Source organism: Methanobrevibacter thaueri, from assembly GCF_015062905.1.
Classification (GTDB): domain Archaea; phylum Methanobacteriota; class Methanobacteria; order Methanobacteriales; family Methanobacteriaceae; genus Methanocatella; species Methanocatella thaueri_A.
Genome location: NZ_SUTK01000008.1, coordinates 39424 through 57821, shown reverse-complemented (window position 1 = coordinate 57821; position 18398 = coordinate 39424). Strand labels below are relative to the sequence as shown.

14 protein-coding genes are annotated in these 18398 nt (G+C 36.2%); 6 read left to right on the top strand and 8 right to left on the bottom strand.

Annotated elements, in window-relative coordinates:
* Positions 1 to 449: 449 nt before the first annotated feature.
* The 4 genes from E7Z79_RS03090 to E7Z79_RS03075 form a co-directional block, all read right to left on the bottom strand.
* The gene (locus tag E7Z79_RS03090; RefSeq protein WP_303738516.1) at positions 450 to 1466 is read right to left on the bottom strand and encodes an NADH-dependent flavin oxidoreductase; all 1017 of its coding nucleotides are present in this window, start codon (positions 1464 to 1466) and stop codon (positions 450 to 452) included.
* A 104-nt stretch (positions 1467 to 1570) separates the two neighbouring features.
* Positions 1571 to 3289: a sodium-extruding oxaloacetate decarboxylase subunit alpha gene (gene oadA, locus E7Z79_RS03085; protein ID WP_303738515.1), complete on the bottom strand. Its 1719-nt coding sequence runs from the start codon at positions 3287 to 3289 to the stop codon at positions 1571 to 1573.
* 163 nt (positions 3290 to 3452) lie between these two features.
* Complete coding sequence (locus E7Z79_RS03080; protein ID WP_303738514.1) at positions 3453 to 4547, bottom strand: inositol-3-phosphate synthase; 1095 nt, start codon at positions 4545 to 4547, stop codon at positions 3453 to 3455.
* Positions 4548 to 4637: 90 nt separating this feature from the next.
* Positions 4638 to 5651, bottom strand: a complete 1014-nt coding sequence (locus E7Z79_RS03075) for a phosphorylcholine transferase LicD (protein ID WP_303738513.1) — start codon at positions 5649 to 5651, stop codon at positions 4638 to 4640.
* A 157-nt stretch (positions 5652 to 5808) separates the two neighbouring features.
* Here E7Z79_RS03075 and E7Z79_RS03070 point away from each other — a divergent pair, with 157 nt between their 5' ends.
* Genes E7Z79_RS03070 through E7Z79_RS03045 form a run of 6 tightly spaced genes read left to right on the top strand, consistent with a single transcriptional unit; the run spans position 5809 to position 12794 of the window.
* Entirely contained in the window at positions 5809 to 7065 is a 1257-nt protein-coding gene (locus E7Z79_RS03070; RefSeq protein ID WP_303738512.1) for a glycosyl transferase GT4 family protein, read from the top strand.
* Positions 7062 to 7907, top strand: coding sequence for a UbiA family prenyltransferase (locus E7Z79_RS03065; protein ID WP_303738511.1), 846 nt, complete (start codon positions 7062 to 7064; stop codon positions 7905 to 7907). The genes E7Z79_RS03070 and E7Z79_RS03065 overlap by 4 nt, the downstream gene beginning before the upstream one ends.
* Before the next feature lie 39 nt (positions 7908 to 7946).
* Positions 7947 to 9515: a glycosyltransferase family 39 protein gene (locus E7Z79_RS03060; protein ID WP_303738510.1), complete on the top strand. Its 1569-nt coding sequence runs from the start codon at positions 7947 to 7949 to the stop codon at positions 9513 to 9515.
* Position 9516: 1 nt separating this feature from the next.
* A complete protein-coding gene (locus E7Z79_RS03055; protein ID WP_303738509.1) occupies positions 9517 to 10689 on the top strand; it encodes a glycosyltransferase in 1173 nt (390 codons plus the stop codon).
* Between the two features lie 60 nt (positions 10690 to 10749).
* Entirely contained in the window at positions 10750 to 12285 is a 1536-nt protein-coding gene (locus tag E7Z79_RS03050) for an NERD domain-containing protein (RefSeq protein ID WP_303738508.1), read from the top strand.
* Between the two features lie 17 nt (positions 12286 to 12302).
* Complete coding sequence (locus E7Z79_RS03045; protein ID WP_303738507.1) at positions 12303 to 12794, top strand: DapH/DapD/GlmU-related protein; 492 nt, start codon at positions 12303 to 12305, stop codon at positions 12792 to 12794.
* Here E7Z79_RS03045 and E7Z79_RS03040 read toward each other — a convergent pair.
* The 4 genes from E7Z79_RS03040 to E7Z79_RS03025 are packed head-to-tail and all read right to left on the bottom strand — an operon-like array spanning position 12791 to position 18374.
* Entirely contained in the window at positions 12791 to 14227 is a 1437-nt protein-coding gene (locus E7Z79_RS03040; protein ID WP_303738506.1) for a lipopolysaccharide biosynthesis protein, read from the bottom strand. The two genes, E7Z79_RS03045 and E7Z79_RS03040, sit on opposite strands and share 4 nt — an antisense overlap.
* Positions 14220 to 15641, bottom strand: coding sequence for a sialyltransferase (locus tag E7Z79_RS03035; RefSeq protein WP_303738505.1), 1422 nt, complete (start codon positions 15639 to 15641; stop codon positions 14220 to 14222). The genes E7Z79_RS03040 and E7Z79_RS03035 overlap by 8 nt, the downstream gene beginning before the upstream one ends.
* A gap of 11 nt (positions 15642 to 15652) precedes the next feature.
* The gene (locus E7Z79_RS03030) at positions 15653 to 16705 is read right to left on the bottom strand and encodes an N-acetylneuraminate synthase family protein (RefSeq protein ID WP_303738504.1); all 1053 of its coding nucleotides are present in this window, start codon (positions 16703 to 16705) and stop codon (positions 15653 to 15655) included.
* Positions 16689 to 18374, bottom strand: coding sequence for a cytidylyltransferase domain-containing protein (locus tag E7Z79_RS03025; protein WP_303738503.1), 1686 nt, complete (start codon positions 18372 to 18374; stop codon positions 16689 to 16691). Before E7Z79_RS03025 ends, E7Z79_RS03030 begins: the two co-directional genes overlap by 17 nt.
* Between the last annotated feature and the right edge of the window lie 24 nt (positions 18375 to 18398).

Genomic DNA, 18398 nt, shown 5'->3' with positions numbered 1-18398 from the left:
AACCTCGCTTATTGAAGTATCATTAAAATCGCTTGCAGCTGCAACGTTAAGCAAACAGAATAATGCCATTGTCAATAAGAAAATTATCATTACATTATTTTTATTCATTGCACCACTCCTTTATATACTTGATAAAAAAATTATATTACCTGGTAAATACTTTGTCAAAAAAAATAGATAAGTTTATTGGAAAAATTATTTTTTCTTTAAATCTTTAATTTCATTATTCTATTATCTGATAAAGCGATATTTTTGAACTGACTATTCCTTATTAATATCATATTAAAGTTGCAAAATGAAATCCGAAACAATGCCATTAATGTCAAGCACAACCAAGCAAATCAAAAGAAAAAAATAGTGATTATATCCACATTTCAACAAGAATGCCGAAAGCAAAAATTACAATGAAAAAATAAGTAAAAAAAATTAGTTAAAACCCGCTACAATAATTAGTCAGTATTGACCCCATACTTAAAACAGGTACTGGTTTTTTTAGAGTAGCAGTTATTGCAGCTTTGACAGATTGATTCTCCCTCACCATTAGCTTTCCAGTCGGCCAGAAAATCAGCCTGTGCCACAAACGGCTTGGACATTGACATGAACTCGACTTCACTATGATTCAAAACATCATTCATTGATTTCATGTCCCTTAAAGATCCTCCCAGAATAACAGGAATATCCAAAGATCCAATCAGTTCATCGGCATATACCAAAAATGGATTCTTTTCCTTGCCGTCATAAAGATAGGATATTGTACGTGCGGTCAATTGTATGCTGTCAGCTCCCGCTTTTTCCAATTCCTTTGCAACCCTGATACTTTCTTCAGCAGTCATACCGTCCTTTCTCACATCCCACGGATTGATTCTGATGCTTACATGAAAACCCGGCATTGTCTTTTTGATAACCTTAATAATCTCTGATGCAATCCTTACACGATTTTCGGTGCTTCCACCATAATTGTCCTGTCTTTGATTGAAGTAAGGGTTTATGAAACGTGCCAAATAGAAATTGTTACCCATGTCGATTTGAATTCCATCAAAACCTGCAAATGAGAATTTCTTGGCTGCCATTATCACCTCGGCCTGCAGTTTCCTTATTCCTTCAGAGGTTAAATCATTCGGCTCCGCTTTCTGATTGTCACCGTCATCATAGTAAAAGAATGCCAGTTGACCTAAAATAGGCACATCATGATTGTGGCAGATGTCGGTTACCATCTTGTATTCCTTAACGAAACCCAAATAATTCAGGTTTGCTGAATATGGTGCAAAACGGTCCTTTCGGTCAAGCACAAACATTTCAGAAATTATCAGACCGGTTCCGCTGCCTGCAATTCTTTCATACTTATCATAGACTGCAGGGGATAAAAATCCTCCCTCTTCGGTTTCGGTTTCCCAAGTCCCGGTTCTAACAATTCTGCTGTTAAGTTTTAAATCTCCTAATTGACATTCATCAAAAATATCTTTCATAATCATCACCAAAATAACTACTCACTACAATAGTTAAATTTTAAAAACATATAAATTTACAAGTAAGTTTAAAATTACTAAAAAAAAGAAAAAATAAAGGTAATCTATTTGATTACCATTATGCAGTCATCTTTCTTGAGTTCGTCACCATCTTTAACGAAAATTTCCTCAACGACCCCATCCACTTCGGATTGGACATCGTTTTCCATTTTCATGGCTTCAACAACACAGATGGTGTCTCCTGCTTTGACCTCGTCGCCAACTTCAACAGTGAGCCTGATTACCATACCTTGCATTGAGGACAATACTGCGCCTTCCTTATCCTTGCAGTCATTTTTCTCCTCTTTAGGACCTATGTCAATTCCGGTAGGCAATATTTTTACATTGAAGATGTCTCCGTCAACTTCAACATCATATTCATTTGGAATTTCCTTAGCGATAACGACTTCTACAGGACCTCCATGAGTTCCAGGGATTGGTTCCGGTGTCAAGTCGCCTTTAAGGAATTTTGGAGCTATTTGAGGATATAACGCATAAGTCAATGCATCTTCATCAGATTTAACAAATCCAGCCTCTTCACCTTCAGTCTTGAATTTATCAAACTCATCTTCAATCAGATCGGCTGGTCTGCAGGTAATGACCTCTTCGTCACCAATGACCTTCTCAAATATTTCAGGGTCGACCGGTGCTGGAGACCTACCATACATTCCTTTCATGTACTCTTTAACTTCATTGGATACGTTTTTATATCTTTCCCCACCCAAGACGTTCATTACGGATTGGATACCTACAATCTGACTGGTAGGAGTTACAAGTGGAGGGTATCCCATGTCTTTTCTTACTCTTGGCATCTCTTCAAGCACATCAGTGTATCTGTCCATGGCATTCTGTTCTTTTAACTGAGATATGAGATTTGAAAGCATTCCACCAGGAATCTGATATAGCAATACGTCAGTATCGACACTTTCTGAAATAGGATCGATAAGTCCTCCATATTTTGTTTTAAGATTATCGAAGTATTTCTTAATGGAGGTTAATAATTTCAAATCCAATTCTGTATCAAATTCAGTTCCCTGAAGTGCCGCAACCATACTTTCTGTTGGTGGCTGTGAAGTACCCCATGCAAGAGGTGAAATAGCTGTATCCAAAACATCCACACCTGCCTGACAGGCAGCATAATAACTTATAGGAGTCATTCCGCTGGTACAGTGACAGTGCAAGTCTACAAGCAAATCAGTTTCTTCTTTCAATTTTGTAACCAAATCAAAAGCAGCAGAAGGAGTAATCAAACCGGCCATATCTTTAATAGCAACTGAATCACAGTCAAGTGCTTCCAATTCCTTTGCAAGTTCTACAAAATTATCCAATGAATGAACCGGACTTATAGTATAACTTATTGTTCCCTGAACATGTGCACCTTGATCTTTTGCTACTTTAATTGCTTTTTCCATATTTCTTACATCGTTTAAAGCATCGAAAATTCTGAAAACATCAACTCCGTTTTCATAGGATTTTTCCACGAATTTAGTTACGATATCATCAGGATAATGCTTATAACCAACTAAATTTTGCCCTCTTAAAAGCATCTGTATTGGAGTACGATTAAATGCAGCTTTGAGATCCCTTAATCTTTCCCAAGGATCATCATTTATATACCTAATACAAGTATCAAAAGTAGCTCCACCCCAAGCTTCAACAGAGAAATATCCGACTTTATCCATCTCTTCTGCAATAGGAATCATATCTTCAGTTCTCATCCTGGTTGCAAGTAAAGATTGGTGAGCATCACGAAGTGCTGTTTCTGTAAATCTCACTTTTGCCATTAATTACACCTCTTTTAATTTTTCATCAATAAAATAATCTTAAATTATCCAACTATAATATATGTTTTTTGTAATATATAAATTGAATATATAAGTTAATTAAAAAAGGCTTAAAAAAAAGTTATAGAAATAAATAAAAAAAAAGTAGTGAAAAATTGAAAAATTATCTTTCCAATTCGCCGGAAATGAATTTTTCAACGTTTTCATATGCTTCGTCATCAGTGTATTGAATCGGAGGATGTTTCATTGTGTATGAGGAAATTGAAGTCAATTGTCCGCCAATGCCTCTTTCCAAACCAATTTTACAACATCTTACTGCATCAATTACACATCCTGCTGAATTCGGAGAGTCCTCCACACTCAATCTCAATTCGATGTTCATTGGAACATCACCGAATGTGCGGCCTTCCATCCTGAGGAAGCATAATTTATTATCGTTTTGCCATGGGACATAATCACTAGGTCCAATGTGAATATCACGATCATCCATTCTTTCAGTCAATACAGATTGGACAGCTTCGGTTTTGGATTCCTTTTTGGAGTCTAACCTTTCACGATTAAGCATGTTTAAAAAGTCAGTGTTACCACCAGTATTGATTTGATAGGTCCTGTCTAATTTTACTCCCCTATCCATGAATAAGCTAGCCAAAGTTCTGTGAGTAATGGTAGCACCAATTTGAGCTTTGATATCGTCTCCAACAATAGGAATTCCTTTTTCTCTGAATTTAGCATCCCATTCATCATCACTTACAATAAATACTGGCATACAGTTAACATATGCGATTTCAGCATCAAGTGCACATTGAGCATAGTATCTTGCAGCTTCTTCGGAACCTACAGGCAAGTAGTTTACCAATATTTCAGCACCGCTTTCCTTCAAGACGCTTACAACATCTACAGGCTCTTCGTCGCTTACAACAAATGTGTATTCATCATCATAATTTGACATGTGCTCAGCAACACCGTCTAAAACATGACCCATACTTACCTTAACATCATATTTCGGAATATCCTTTTGGAAAACAGTTGTACAGTTCGGTTTGGCAAATATTGCCTCATCGATTGTTTTTCCAACTTTCCTTGCATCTACATCAAAAGCTGCAACCACTTCAATGTCACTAGGAGCATATCCTCCAATGTCCCAATGCATCAATCCGATTGCATCTTCTGGATTTTTACCATCATAATAATGTATACCTTGAATTAAGGAACTTGCACAGTTTCCTAATCCGACAATGGCTATCTTAATCTTATTCAATTATAACACCAACTAAAAATTATAAAAAGTAATTCTTTAATTTATAATACTATATTATGATATCAATTCTAGAATATATATAATTTATCCTTATTCGAAAATTTCATTGACATTTTCCATGCATTTAATTGCATCTTCAAAAGCACCATACATCTCTTCAGCTGAACTGAATTGGGCCTCAATCAATTCAAGGGTATTGTGATTTTCAATTACTTTGGGAAATTCCATGTAATTAGGTCCAAACATGCTGGTAAGATGATGACTGCAGTCCTTAGGACAGTTGAACATGTGTCCTTCAAATTCAATGGACTCCAATGGAAACGTCTTATCATAATCAAAAATTCGTATTTTCCAATGAGGAACGCCTTCAATAGTATCTGAAAATTGTTTAGTCTTTGAATCCGTAAATCCAACTTCACCGCGTGCAGAATCAATCCTATCACTAAATTTTACCTTATTCTTTAGCATATCATTGTAGAACCTGTACTGGGCAGGAGCAAACTTGTCATAAATGGCGTCCAGCTTGTCATCTTCAATAAAATCGAAAGGAAATATGTCTATTTTAACGAATGGTTTCATCCAGGCAATTTGCAGAAAGTTATATTTTCCGTCAACCATGTTGTTGCCGTCCTTATTCCGGACATCATAAACGCTTCTGAAATCATTGAAATGATTTCGCCGGTTTTCACGAAGCAATGTTAATCCGCAGAATTGCTTCAAATCATATTTTTCAAGCTCCTTCGGCAGCACTTCTATCAGCTTATTGTAATCCTTTCTAAGGACAACCAGATCGATATCGTCGTCCCATGGAATGAATCCTCCATGCCTTACAGCACCCAAGAGTGTACCGAAACCCAGCCAATAGCCAATATCATATTTTTTGCAAATTTTATCGATGAAAATAAGCAGGTCAACATATAATTGGCGGAATTTGCTGCGCATATTGTTGACTTCAGATTCCTCAGACAATCTTGAAAGGTAATCCTCAGTGGAGATTCCATTGGATTGCTTGATTTTATCTGTAACATCAAAACTCAATTTTAGAATTTTCGGATTGAATTTTATAAAGTCAGGAAGTTTGAGATAATAGTCTTCTAAAGTCATGTTTTCCCCCAATTATTTAATTAAAAAACCTCGATGAAATAATCATCTGATTGATAATTATATTTTTAAAAACTGAATAATAAAAGTTAGGGAAAAATTAATTTAAAAGATAAAGCAAAAACAATAATATTGAATTAAAAATATTTGAGATAAAAAAATGAAAAAGGTCATTTATATCGCGTTTAACTATAATCATGATACGGGAATTGCATCAAAAAGATTAAGGGGAGTTTCAAAATACCTGCCCTCATTCGGATGGCAACCGATTGTGATTGTGCCGAGAACATCCAACGATACTGTAAAGATGGATAATGTCAGAGTCATTGAAACCGATTATCAGGACATGATTTCAAGATTCATGCCAAAATCCAATAATACCGGCCGCAAGCGAGAGGTGAGCGGAAGAGACCAGACAAACAAGTTCGTTTCAAAATCATTATCCCTCGCAGGAGAGATTTTTGCATATCCGGACAGCATGAAATACTGGAAAGAGCCTGCAGTAGAAGCGGCCTCAGAAATCATTGAAAACGAAAAGATAGATGCGATACTCTCAACCTCATCCCCCATCACTTCACATATCATAGCCCATGACTTGAAGGAAAAGTACAACATTCCATGGGTGGCAGACTTGAGGGATTTATGGAACCTGAATCCTTACATCAACCACACGTTCATAAGAAGACATTTTGAAAAGAGATTGGAAATGAAAACATTTAAGAATGTCGACGCATTGACAACAACAACCGAATTGGCTAAAGAAACCCTGCAGGGCATCCATCCAGATAAAAAAATCACAACTGTGGTTTCAGGATTTGATCCAGAGGATTTTGAAAAAACAAAACAGACAAAAAACAGCGAAAAGCTAACCTTGATGTATGCGGGATCACTTTACAGTGGAAAAAGGGACCCGTCAATATTGTTTGATGCAATAGGGCAATTGATCAGCGAAAACAAAATAGATTCCGATAAGATCATTGTTGACTTTTATGGTGATGAAACCAATCTCAGAGAACTTTCCCAGAAATACGACATCACGGACAATGTCAATATCCACGGAAGGATAACACAAAGTGAAGTTCTCAAGCATCAGATGAACTCAGATGTATTGCTGCTGATTTCATGGATGAACGAATCCGAAAAGATGTTCATTCCAGGCAAGGTCTATGACTGCATAGGCTGCAGAAAGCCTATTCTCTCAATAGGGTATAAAGAAGGTTCCCTTAAAGACCTGATTGACAAAACCAACATAGGCTATCATGTGTCCAATGTTGAAGATTGCAAAAAAGCTATTTATGATTATTACACAAAATATAATAAAAATGAACTGAAATATACCGGAAATGAATTTGCACAAGATTACTCTTTAAGAAATACTGCAAAGAATTTTTCAAAAATCCTTGAGGAAGTCATATGAATCCATATATAGAAATTTTAAGACCAGGAAATGCACTAATGGGTGCAATTTCAATTATTTTAATAGCAATCATAGACAAAACAATCAGCATACCAATCGTGCTTGCAATGATTGCCGTATTTTTTGAAACCGCCGCAGGAAATGTCATCAATGATTACTTCGACTACAATATAGATTTGGTCAACAAGCCTGAAAGGCCCATACCTTCAGGGAGGATTTCCCTTAAAAATGGAAGAAACTATGCATATCTCCTGTTTTTGGCAGGCACCATCTGCGGATTTCTAATCAGCTATCTGACAGGCAATTGGATTCCTTTTGCAATTGTTCTGATTGCAGATGTGGTCCTTTACCTATATGCATATAAATTAAAGGCAACCCCATTGATTGGAAACCTGGCCGTGGGATTCATGACCGGTTTCGGATTTGTTTTTGGAGGATTTACAATAAACAATCCTGACATCGTGATGACCTCCATATTTTTAGGATTCTTCGCATTCGTCATGACAACCGCACGTGAAATCATCAAGGATATCGAAGATGTTGAAGGAGATAAAAAGGATGGCGCAAGAACTCTGCCTATCCTGATTGGCAAAAAGACACCTGCAATACTTGCCACAGTCCTAATCATTATCGACTGCGCATTATGTCCATTGCTATACATCTACCACATTTTTGGAGTGTTATATCTGGTCGTGATTGCAATTGCAGTAATAATATTCCTCTACTCCGCAATCTTGATTATGAAATCACAGGAAGAATCCGTAGCCCACAAATCCTCAAAACTGTTGAAGATTGGAATGCTTATTGCATTTCTATCCTTTGCCCTTGGATCATTTTTCTAACATAGATTTAAATAAAACTAATTAAAAAAAATAGTAATAATGTTTGAGGAATTTAATATAAAACAAAAGGATAAATACTGTTTGCTGTTTATTCTGATTTACAGCATTATTTTGGTCGGATACTACATTAACTTCAACAATAACATTGGAATTTACTGTTCCGACGTTTACGTTTATCTTTTAAATGCGCTTTATTATACAGGAACAAATATTCGCGCGACAGGAACTATTTACCTATCCCCATTGATATGTCGATTGACATCAATATTCTTTTATTTTGGATTTGTAGACAAGAATGCCATTTATATAGTGACAGGAGCGTTTGCAGTTTTTGGAAATCTTGGATTATATCTATTATTTAAGAGATACTTCAATGAAACACTAAGCCTGGCGGGCACTGTAATTTACTGTTCATTGACTCTTTATCTTACCTGGCTGGCAAATGGTAGTTTGGACATTCCTGCCGTGTCAATGATTATCTGGATAGTCTTATTTACAATCCTTGCAATAGATGACAATCCCAAATACTATCAGCATGCCATAGTATTCATCGTATTGGGAATCTTTACAAGATATACAATTCTATTGGTTTTACCTGCGCTTGCACTTTACTACGTTTACAAAAAAGGGTTTAAAATCGATAAAAATGATTTAAAATATATTCTCAGAGGAATTGCAATAGCTTTGATTTTGACAGCAATTATCATGGCGTCAATAGTAAGTATGGGGCATGGCAATTTTGGTGTCGGAAGCCAGATTTCATCCGGAGTCAGTGGAGCCCAAGGGTCACAGAAAGATCCCGCATATAATGAAGACGTAAGCTACTATGCAACCAATTTCATCAATTTCATATCAAATTCACACACGGTAATTGATGGCAATCCTGTTTTAAAGGATCCAACACCCCTGGCCTGGGGAATAATAGGCATATTAATATTTGGAATTGGGCTGTGGCTATATGACAATAAGCGAAAACCACAAAAAAAGGACATCATTCCATTATTATTCTTCATATTGGCAATTGCGAGTTTTACAAGAATCAGTTCTGTAATCACAACAGTATTGGTTCTAATAGGCATTTATTTCCTGGGCAAAGACAGTGAAAATAAAAACGAATGTTTTATGCTCGCCTGGATATTTTCAAATGTGATATTCTACAGTTATTATTCAATTAAAGTTAACAGATACTTCTTACCAGCATTTCCGGCAATAGTGTACTTCATTCTGCTTTCAGTCGACACAATCAACAAACGTATTAAAATCAATGAAAATATAATACCTCTCATACTGGTTGTTTTGTTCATCATTCAAGCTTTCGCGTTTACATATACATTTGAAGAAACAAGCGAATTCAAAGCAATAGAAGACGTTTCAGATTACATCATTACCACCCATCCCGATTATGAAAACATTTCAATTGGAGTGTACAATGTTAGAGCCTACAATTGGTGGCTGGGAGGAAATCTCGTGCCAATAAAAAGTTATGATACCGAAACGATTGACTCAAGCAACGTCACATATTACATATCGGACAGAACCCTGAATCTGACAAACTTTACAGAGACAAAAAACATAAGCAATGTTTACATATACGAGAAAAGTGTTTAAAATGAATATCCTACATGTTGTGCCGTCATTTGCTCCCTGCTTTTCACATGGAGGGGTCGTGAACGCATCATATCAAATTGCCAAAAAACAGGTGGAAAACGGACATAATGTCAGCGTCTATACAACAGACAGCTGCGATAAAAGATTGAAATTCAAAGACAATTACAATGTCGATGTTGACGGCATTAAAGTATTTTATTTTAAAAACCTGTCAAATACCTTTAAAAACAAGATGACAATTGACACTCCCGTCAGTCTGATCAACTATCTTAAAAAGACAATCACAGAATTCGACATAATCCATATCCACGAACACAGGCAATCCCTGGCCATTGCAACCCACAGGTATGCCAAAAAAAATAATGTCCCCTATGTCCTTCAGGCCCACGGATCTGTTCTGCTGGTTTTTCAAAAAGAAAAATTGAAAGAGATATTCGATAATATGTGGGGATTCGACATATTGCATGATGCATCCAAGCTTTTCGCCCTGACAGAAGTGGAAAAGGAACAATATCTGAAAATGGGAGTTCCAGAAGATAAAATTGAAATCGTTCCATTAGGAATCAATATAGATGAGTACAATAATTTGCCTGAAAAAGGCAACTTCAAATCAAAGCACAATATCGGCAGCGATGAAAAGCTGATTCTTTTTTTAGGAAGAATCCATGAAATAAAAGGCCTTGACCTACTGGTTAAAAGTTTCAGCAGGATATCCGAAGACAACGTCAAATTGGCCATAGTCGGCGGAGATTATGGATTTAAAGAGGAACTGGAAAAATTAATTGAAACATTTGATTTAAAAGACAAAGTACTGTTTCCAGGCGTCCTGACCGGAAAAAATAAAATTGAAGCACTGGTTGACTGTGATATATTCATCATGCCTTCAAGATACGAATCATTCACCACAAGCGGACTTGAAGCCATGGCCTGTTTCAAACCATTGATATTGACAAAAAACAACCATATCCAAAGTTGGGTAAAGGATAATGTGGGCCTCGTTTGCGAATTTGATGAAAATGACTTGTTCAATTGCATTGAAACATTATTAAATGACGATTCATTGTGTGAAAAATTTGGAAAAAATGGAAGAAAACTAATCGAAGAAAAATATGATTGGGACAAGGTTTCAAAGCAAATTGAAGGCATTTACCATGACTGCATTAATAATTATTAGAAACATATATAATAAAAAAAATTTATAACTAATATCATAAAGCAATTTTAAGAGGATATTATGAAAGTTGTATGCTGTAAGAACTGTGGTGCAAAATACCAACTCGATGATGATGACGATATCACAACATTTGAGTGTTCTTCATGTGCAGGTGACTTAGAATACTTAGAAGATTATTCTAATGACGAAACCAGCGAAAATTCTTCATACACTAGCACATTAAAATATGATAATTCCTATATTGTGCAATGCCAAGATTGTGGATTAAAATATAAGATAAGAAGTAGCGATAGCATACTTGATTACGAATGTGACAGTTGTGGAGGACCTTTAAGATATTTGGATGACGAAATGAATAAGGAATTGGATAAATATCTTGAAGAAAGAAAAACTGAACTAGAAACCATTAGGCAAAACTCTAAAGTTGAAACCCCAACATCTGAAGAATTTACAAATGATGAACCAGATTTCTCTATAAAATCATTCACCGATAGACTTGGAAAATTCTTTTCTGAAGAGCATATGCAAAAAATTGCAGATGACGAAATAAGAGAAGAATTAGAAACAAATGAGAACATTAACAACACTGCCAGAACTACAATTCCTGCGGAAGTCCTATCCAAATTTGGAAAAGAATTTGCAGTTCCGAACACAAATGACTATAATGTTTTGAAGACTTTCCTCAAAAATGAATTTTTCAAAAGCATGAAAGTTTATTATCCGGACGACAACGAATTCTCCAAAAAATCATCTGGAAGTTTCTTGGATAAAATAAGTATGGCAGAACCTGATAATGGCGAAGTGATACCTGAGAAAAACTCCATTCATAATCCTGATATCGGATTTGACATTAATAACATGGATACAAATTCAATCATTTTAGTTGTTGGAATTGGTATTTTCATAATTAGTATTATTGAGATTTTACTCATCAATAGTGGTATAGGTATTGTTGCAATATTTCTTGGAGTCATAATGCTCAGTTATGGACTCTATAAAACAAGAGATGAAAAACAGGTAGAAGAAAGAACAAGAATTATTAGAGAACACTTATTAACCCTTTCTAATGATTACTACGTTTTCTACAATTTGAAAACCCCTACATCTTCTTCAAGCATTAACCACGTAGTAGTTGGTCCAACTGGAATTTATGCTCTTCTTTCACAAAAATATAATCCTAAACTCAGATTGGAAGCTGAAAATGAAAACTTAAATTTAATTGGTTCCACTGAATTAGATGAGGATAAAATTGAAGAAATCCCTGTTGATGGAAACAAAAGAAGATTTAGATACACTACAAAACAGGCTAAATTTTCTCAAGATGACAAAATCAAACAAAAAGCACTGTCCTTAGGTGAAGATTTAATTAACTTCTTAAACGATAATAATATCAAAAATTGCTTTGTTGAACCTTTAGTTGGTTTTATTAATAATGAAGTTGTTGTAATAAATATGCCTTTGACTGATGAAGACTTATTTATGGAAGAACTGTTATTTAAAATCAAAAATAGTACAATCAAATTAGATCAAGAAACCATTGACAAATGTGCTGTTTTACTTAGTAAATATTCTGCAGACTGTTCTGCAGAAATTTAATTTCTTTTTTTGATACTATGATTTTTGGCAATATTAAGAAAAAACTCTATCAACATAGATGTGAGAGTGTTGCAAAAAGCTATGGAAATAACTTCAAGGTAAATGGTAAAAGTTACGTTACACCAAATACCACTTTAGGAAACAATGTTAATTTTAATGGAATGAAAATTCAGGGAAATGGTAATGTAATTATCGGAGACAATTTCCATTCAGGCATAGAGTGCATGATAATCACAAGCATACACAATTATGACAAGGGCAATGCAATCCCATATGATGATACTATAATCTCAAAAGACGTCATTATTGAAGATAACGTGTGGCTGGGAAATCGCGTTACAGTATTGCCTGGCGTAAGGATTGGTGAAGGCGCAATCATCCAGGCGGGCAGCGTAGTGGTTAAAGACATTGAAAAATATGCAATAGCTGGAGGCCATCCTGCAAAAGTCTTTAAATATAGAGATATCGACCATTACGAAAAATTGAAAAAAGAAAAAAAGTTCCACTAAATCATGCCCTTAATTAAATTAATCTCTTTTTTGTCAATTCCTTTTAAGAGGAACACCACAGCAAAGTAAATCGCAACGGCAACGGCAACAACTATTAAAATATTGATGATACCAGTAGGATTTGCGAAAATTACAAAGACTCCCATGATTATGGAGGCAATTATTATTTTTACAATGGATTTATAGTCAAACGGCAATCTAGCATACCTTTTACAGTAGAACAGGGTAACGGCAAATGCAAAGAAATAGCAAATCAGTGTTGCAAGCCCCGCACCGTAAATTCCGATGTACGGCACCGCAAAGACATTTAAAACGATGTTCAAAATAGCTACAGCAATCCAAATATGGGCAAGAATTGTTGTCTTTTTCTCTAAAATAATAATATTGTTTACAATACCGTAGATTCCCATAAATAGTGCGCCCAATGCCACCAATGGAGTTATCATGAACCCATTGTCTGCTATGACGGTTGTTGTCAATATGTAGAGCAACGGCTTTGAAAGAAGACTTAAGCCGACTGCTGCGGGAATAGTGATTAAAAGATAATATTTCATGGAATATGTTAAAAATGTGTCTACAGTACCCATATCTCCTTTTTCATAATATTCCGGCAACACTGCAGGAAGCAAAACCGCAAATGGAGTCAAAAACATTAGAATGATATTTCCCAACGCATATCCCGGTGAATAGCATCCGACTGCAGCAGATCCAAGAAATATTCCGATTACAAATTTGTCGCTTGAATCAACAACCCATGAGGATATGTTATTCGGAACTGTTGGAATTGCAAATTTCAATTCCTCCCTTAAACTCTTCAGTTTAGTGGTAACGCCCAATTCACGAACAATTAAAATGGCCATTGCGACAAATACAAAGAAGAAACCGAAGAAACGTCCCAAAACAACCACATCAATAGGCTGATGCATCCAAGTCAGAACTATACTGAGCACTACCCCAATATAAGTCTGCAATACCAGAAATGCTGAATAAAGAACGATTTGCTGAAATGTCCTGAAATAGCTTAAAAGCATCAAATCCAAACATGCGAAAAATGACATTGCAATAACAATATACATTATCTGCATGCTTCCATCAAACAGGGCCCCTGCAATTTGATTTGAAAACATCAGGAATACGAATGACACAATCACTGTTGATGCCAAAACCAATAGCATCATTGAATAAAATGATTGCCTAATAATCGTTTTATCCTTTTCAGCCGCTAAAAACCGGACCATAGTGTATGGAAGGCCCAAATTAACAAAATTCGGAACAAGTGATACAAAGGTGTTTACCTGAGCCCAAACACCATAATCCGCTGTTGAAAAGCTTTTGGTGATAATCGGAATGAATATCAATCCACTTAGGGAAATCAGTATATTTGCAATACCTACTACTCCCATCCTTTTAATGAACTTGACATACTCATCCATTGTAAACCACCATCTTCAACAGTTCCTTGTCCAAATTCTTAAAGAAGAAATTTCCATCATAATCCGTAGGTTTGAAATTCTCCAGATTATCAGTTAAGTCATCAGCATCTTCAATTTTAAAAACATAACCTCTCTCAATAAGATCATCGAGATATTCGACACCCGGAACATCAAGGATAAATGTTTTGCAGCCGAACATCATTCCCTCATAAATAGCTGTCGAAAATGCGCCAACCTGATAATTGGACTGGGCCAGCATCTTATACAACGGAATCTCACTGTTGTCTATGACCTCAAAGTTGTCAAAAGATGAAGCCTCAACCAGTTCAGGATAGTTTTGCCTCCAGGTTTCATACTCTCCCGGATGCAACTTATAAATAATATTTAAATCATCATTAGTCTTTGCAAACTCAAATGCAAGTTTGGAGAGGTATTTCCCAATCACTCCCTGGGATATGAACAGAACCTGATTGTCGATGGCATCAAGGTCAATGAAATCCTTTGACTGATATTCGAAATATGGAAATCCCACCGGAATGATGTTTTCCATATCTATAGGGGACATGTCGCCATTCATCCAGTATTCCCCAAAAGACAATATCTTATCAGGGAAATATGGGATTTCACCATCCAATCTGGTTTTTTCAGGATATGAATATCCCAAATGATAATATGTAATCGTTCCATGCTGAAGTTCGATGACTTCAATGCCCAAATGCTTTGCCGCCGCAACAATTGCATGATTTTCATATGCTACAACAACAAAAATCTGTTTAGGCTTTCTTTTCTTGAATAATTCAATGTATTTTTTATAATCATACTGGAAATTTAGGATATGGGTCTTCAGCATCCATGGGATATTGAGCTTTATATTGAAAGCGGCTTCCAATTCGCCTTGAACCTTTAAAATAAGGTCTTCCTCTTCTTTAGTGAATTCGACCTTGTTAAACTTCTTGTGAACATAGGACCCCAATTGGATTGCATCAGTATAGCGAATGTAATCTTGCTTTTGAGTATAGTGATGATTCAGATAAGGGGATTCCAAAACTTGAAAAGAGTAATCGTCATTTAAAAAATCAACCAGGAACTTGCTGTAGATGTCACAGTATTCCCCATTAAAGATTACCTTACGGGGATGATCAAAAATCAGAATATCCTTTTGGTATTTTCCATTGAATGGATTATGCAATACTGAATTTTTAAAAAAAGGTAAGAATGTGTTGAATTTATCTGCAAGAGACAATGATTTCTGCTGAGGGGCTCCGAAGATTTTTGTTTTGCGTGTAATGTCATAATAGAGATGCATTCTGATTAATTTCCATGCATAACAACCTTGAATTTCCTGATAATTAAGACCGTATTTATTTTCAAGGTCGAAGAAAACTTCACAAATATCTCTAACACTAACTGACATTGAAACACCGATTATTCTAACATGTCAAAATCAAGCAATGTATCTTCTGAAATATCAACTTTGGCAGTTTTTCCAATGACTTCATCAATCTTTGAAGGGTAAATTCCAGTGCCCGGACGCTTGAATGTTAAATCATCCTCACAGATAACGTCACCCTTATTGATATCCCTAACTGCAACAATAGATCTTCTTGCCTGACGCCTTGATGAAGATTCACAAATCAGAGGCTGCTTGTTTTTCATACCGTTGATTTTGGATATGAAATGAACATTCCACTTGAATTTGATAACATCATCCGGATCCATCGCATGATAATGGTCATTGCCCGGCAGGGTCTTGTCCACTGTGAAATGCTTTTCAAGGATTGTGGCACCATAATTATATGCAGTTGTTAAAACCGCCATGTCTTTATCCGGCTTTGTATGGTCGGAATAGCCAATCTCATAATCCGGGAAATTTTCAGCCAAATCCTTAATCATCAGCAAATTGGCATCCTCATATGCAGTAGGATATGACAAAACACAATGCATTATTGCAATATCAACAGTTGAAACCTCTTCAATGGCATTGACCGCCTCTTTGATTTCATTTAATGTTGCCGCACCGGTTGAAAGCAGGATTGGCTTATTCTTACTTGCAATATATTTTATGAATGGAATATTGGTCAAATCGGAAGATGAAATCTTATAAATATCCATGAACTCATCCAGATAGTCCACAGATTCAAAGTCGAAAGGAGTGGATAAAAACTTTATTCCTATCTGTTGGCAATACTCGGCAAGCTCCCTGTACTCATCGACACCGAACTTATCGAACTTTTTAAACAGCTCATACTGGGATGTTGTAGGCTCTTCAGACAAATCCCAATATGCAGGAGAATTCCTGGATGCAATTGTATTCGCCTTATATGATTGGAATTTAACCGCATCTACACCACATTTCTTTGCTTCATTAATCATGAATTTGGCAGCATCCATGTCTGAGATTCCTTCCTTTTTGGCAATGTCATAAAAATTAACACCGATTTCCGCAATCAGATATGGATATTTATTGAATATTTTCATGCTTTTTACCTCTTAGCTCAAATTTCCTGTATTCTTCACGAATAATTGACCAGATGTTTTCAAAACCATCCTTCAAGTCAACATTCAACATCTTTTGGTTCATTTCAAGCCTTAAGTCATAATCGTTTACCAGCTTAACAAACTCATCAATGATTTGCTGTTTTCCAACTTCAGCACCCAGACCCATGTTTATGAACCCGTTTGTCTCATTTGCAAAAACATGAGTCAACTCACGTTCATTCTGGCACAGGCAGATTGTCGGAACTCCCAGTGAACAGACCTCATACATGGTCCTTCCTGCGGAAGTAAATATCATATCCGCCTTAAACATGAATTCGCTGATGTCTGAAACATTTCTGTAAATCTGAATGGATTGATTTGATTCATATTTGTCAATCAACTCTTCGAGACCATCATATCCTAATCCAAGAATCACATTGATTCTTCCGTCATAGCTGGTTGCCAAGATTGAATCTATTACCTTTTCCGTGAAATTGTTCGGGTCAGTTCCTCCAAATGTGATGAGGATATTTTCAACCTTTTGAGCAATAATCTTTTGTGGCTGGAAGTAGAACTCATCCTTCAGGATATAGTACTTATGGCCTGTGAATATGTTCTTCTCGCCGACATCATGTTCATACAATGCGTCAAAGACCACATCAGCCGCTTCCGTACCGGTTCCCAAGTCCTCAAAGTTTACTACAAAATATCCGTCCTCCTTCAATTGAGACACATATTCAATTGAAGTATCCAGAATATCATTGACGACAATCTGTGGAGAGTACTCCCTTAATATTTTTACAAGATCATCCTCACCATCATAGAGCTTATATGGATAATTGTAGTTGCCGACAATGTCAATTCCAAGCTGGCGCTGCTCATCCATCAGGAACAAAACCTCATGGAAAACCAGTTTTGAAGCTATGGACAGGCATCTGTAAACATGTCCGGTTCCGATTTCATCATAGGCATTTACAACGATTGCAACCTTCTTCTTCTGCAGATAATTCTCAGCAATCCACCAATCCTCATAATTGTCAATGTCAACGCTTTCCTGGCGGGACACTTCAATCAGGTCAAGATTGGTTCCCAAACGTGAATCCTCATGAACAAAGTTTCTTCGGGTTATTAGAATTGCTCCGGTTTCCCTGAAATCCTTTGGAAGGTACTGCCTGTTTTTTCGCTCGATGTAATTCGGGAAAAACCTTTCATTATTCTCATCATATCCCCAACTCAAATGTCTGTCATCCACAACTGACAGCACACTGTCAATCGCAAAATCCTCAAATTTTTCAATTGCAGCATCAAGAGTGGATGATTTCAGCAAAGGTGAAGTCGGCTGAAGCGTTACTACAAGATCATACTCATCAAAAGCTTGTTTTTCTTTTTTAACCATTGCATCATATATGACAGGATCAAGCGGAACCTCATCGCCGGCTAATTCTTCAGAACGCCTTATTACACTTGCTCCGAACTTTTCTGACAACAATGCAATTTCAGAATCATCAGTAGTTACCACAATGTCATCAACGTACTGTGATGATTTGGCTATATTGATAGCATAGGAAATCAAGGGCTTATGATTAAGCAAACGAATGTTTTTACGTGGAATGCCTTTTGAACCTCCCCTTGCGGGAATAACTACTAAAATTTTATTATTGTTAAACATATATCTCCCTTAAAATACAATAAA

Excerpts from the sequence above, each read along its gene's own strand:
- E7Z79_RS03090 (WP_303738516.1), bottom strand. The coding sequence starts at position 1,466 with ATGAAAGATATTTTTGATGAATGTCAATTAGGAGATTTAAAACTTAAC.
- oadA (WP_303738515.1), bottom strand. The coding sequence starts at position 3,289 with ATGGCAAAAGTGAGATTTACAGAAACAGCACTTCGTGATGCTCACCAA.
- E7Z79_RS03075 (WP_303738513.1), bottom strand. The coding sequence starts at position 5,651 with ATGACTTTAGAAGACTATTATCTCAAACTTCCTGACTTTATAAAATTC.
- E7Z79_RS03070 (WP_303738512.1), top strand. The coding sequence starts at position 5,809 with ATGAAAAAGGTCATTTATATCGCGTTTAACTATAATCATGATACGGGA.
- E7Z79_RS03065 (WP_303738511.1), top strand. The coding sequence starts at position 7,062 with ATGAATCCATATATAGAAATTTTAAGACCAGGAAATGCACTAATGGGT.
- E7Z79_RS03060 (WP_303738510.1), top strand. The coding sequence starts at position 7,947 with ATGTTTGAGGAATTTAATATAAAACAAAAGGATAAATACTGTTTGCTG.
- E7Z79_RS03055 (WP_303738509.1), top strand. The coding sequence starts at position 9,517 with ATGAATATCCTACATGTTGTGCCGTCATTTGCTCCCTGCTTTTCACAT.
- E7Z79_RS03050 (WP_303738508.1), top strand. The coding sequence starts at position 10,750 with ATGAAAGTTGTATGCTGTAAGAACTGTGGTGCAAAATACCAACTCGAT.
- E7Z79_RS03045 (WP_303738507.1), top strand. The coding sequence starts at position 12,303 with ATGATTTTTGGCAATATTAAGAAAAAACTCTATCAACATAGATGTGAG.
- E7Z79_RS03040 (WP_303738506.1), bottom strand. The coding sequence starts at position 14,227 with ATGGATGAGTATGTCAAGTTCATTAAAAGGATGGGAGTAGTAGGTATT.
- E7Z79_RS03035 (WP_303738505.1), bottom strand. The coding sequence starts at position 15,641 with ATGTCAGTTAGTGTTAGAGATATTTGTGAAGTTTTCTTCGACCTTGAA.
- E7Z79_RS03030 (WP_303738504.1), bottom strand. The coding sequence starts at position 16,705 with ATGAAAATATTCAATAAATATCCATATCTGATTGCGGAAATCGGTGTT.
- E7Z79_RS03025 (WP_303738503.1), bottom strand. The coding sequence starts at position 18,374 with ATGTTTAACAATAATAAAATTTTAGTAGTTATTCCCGCAAGGGGAGGT.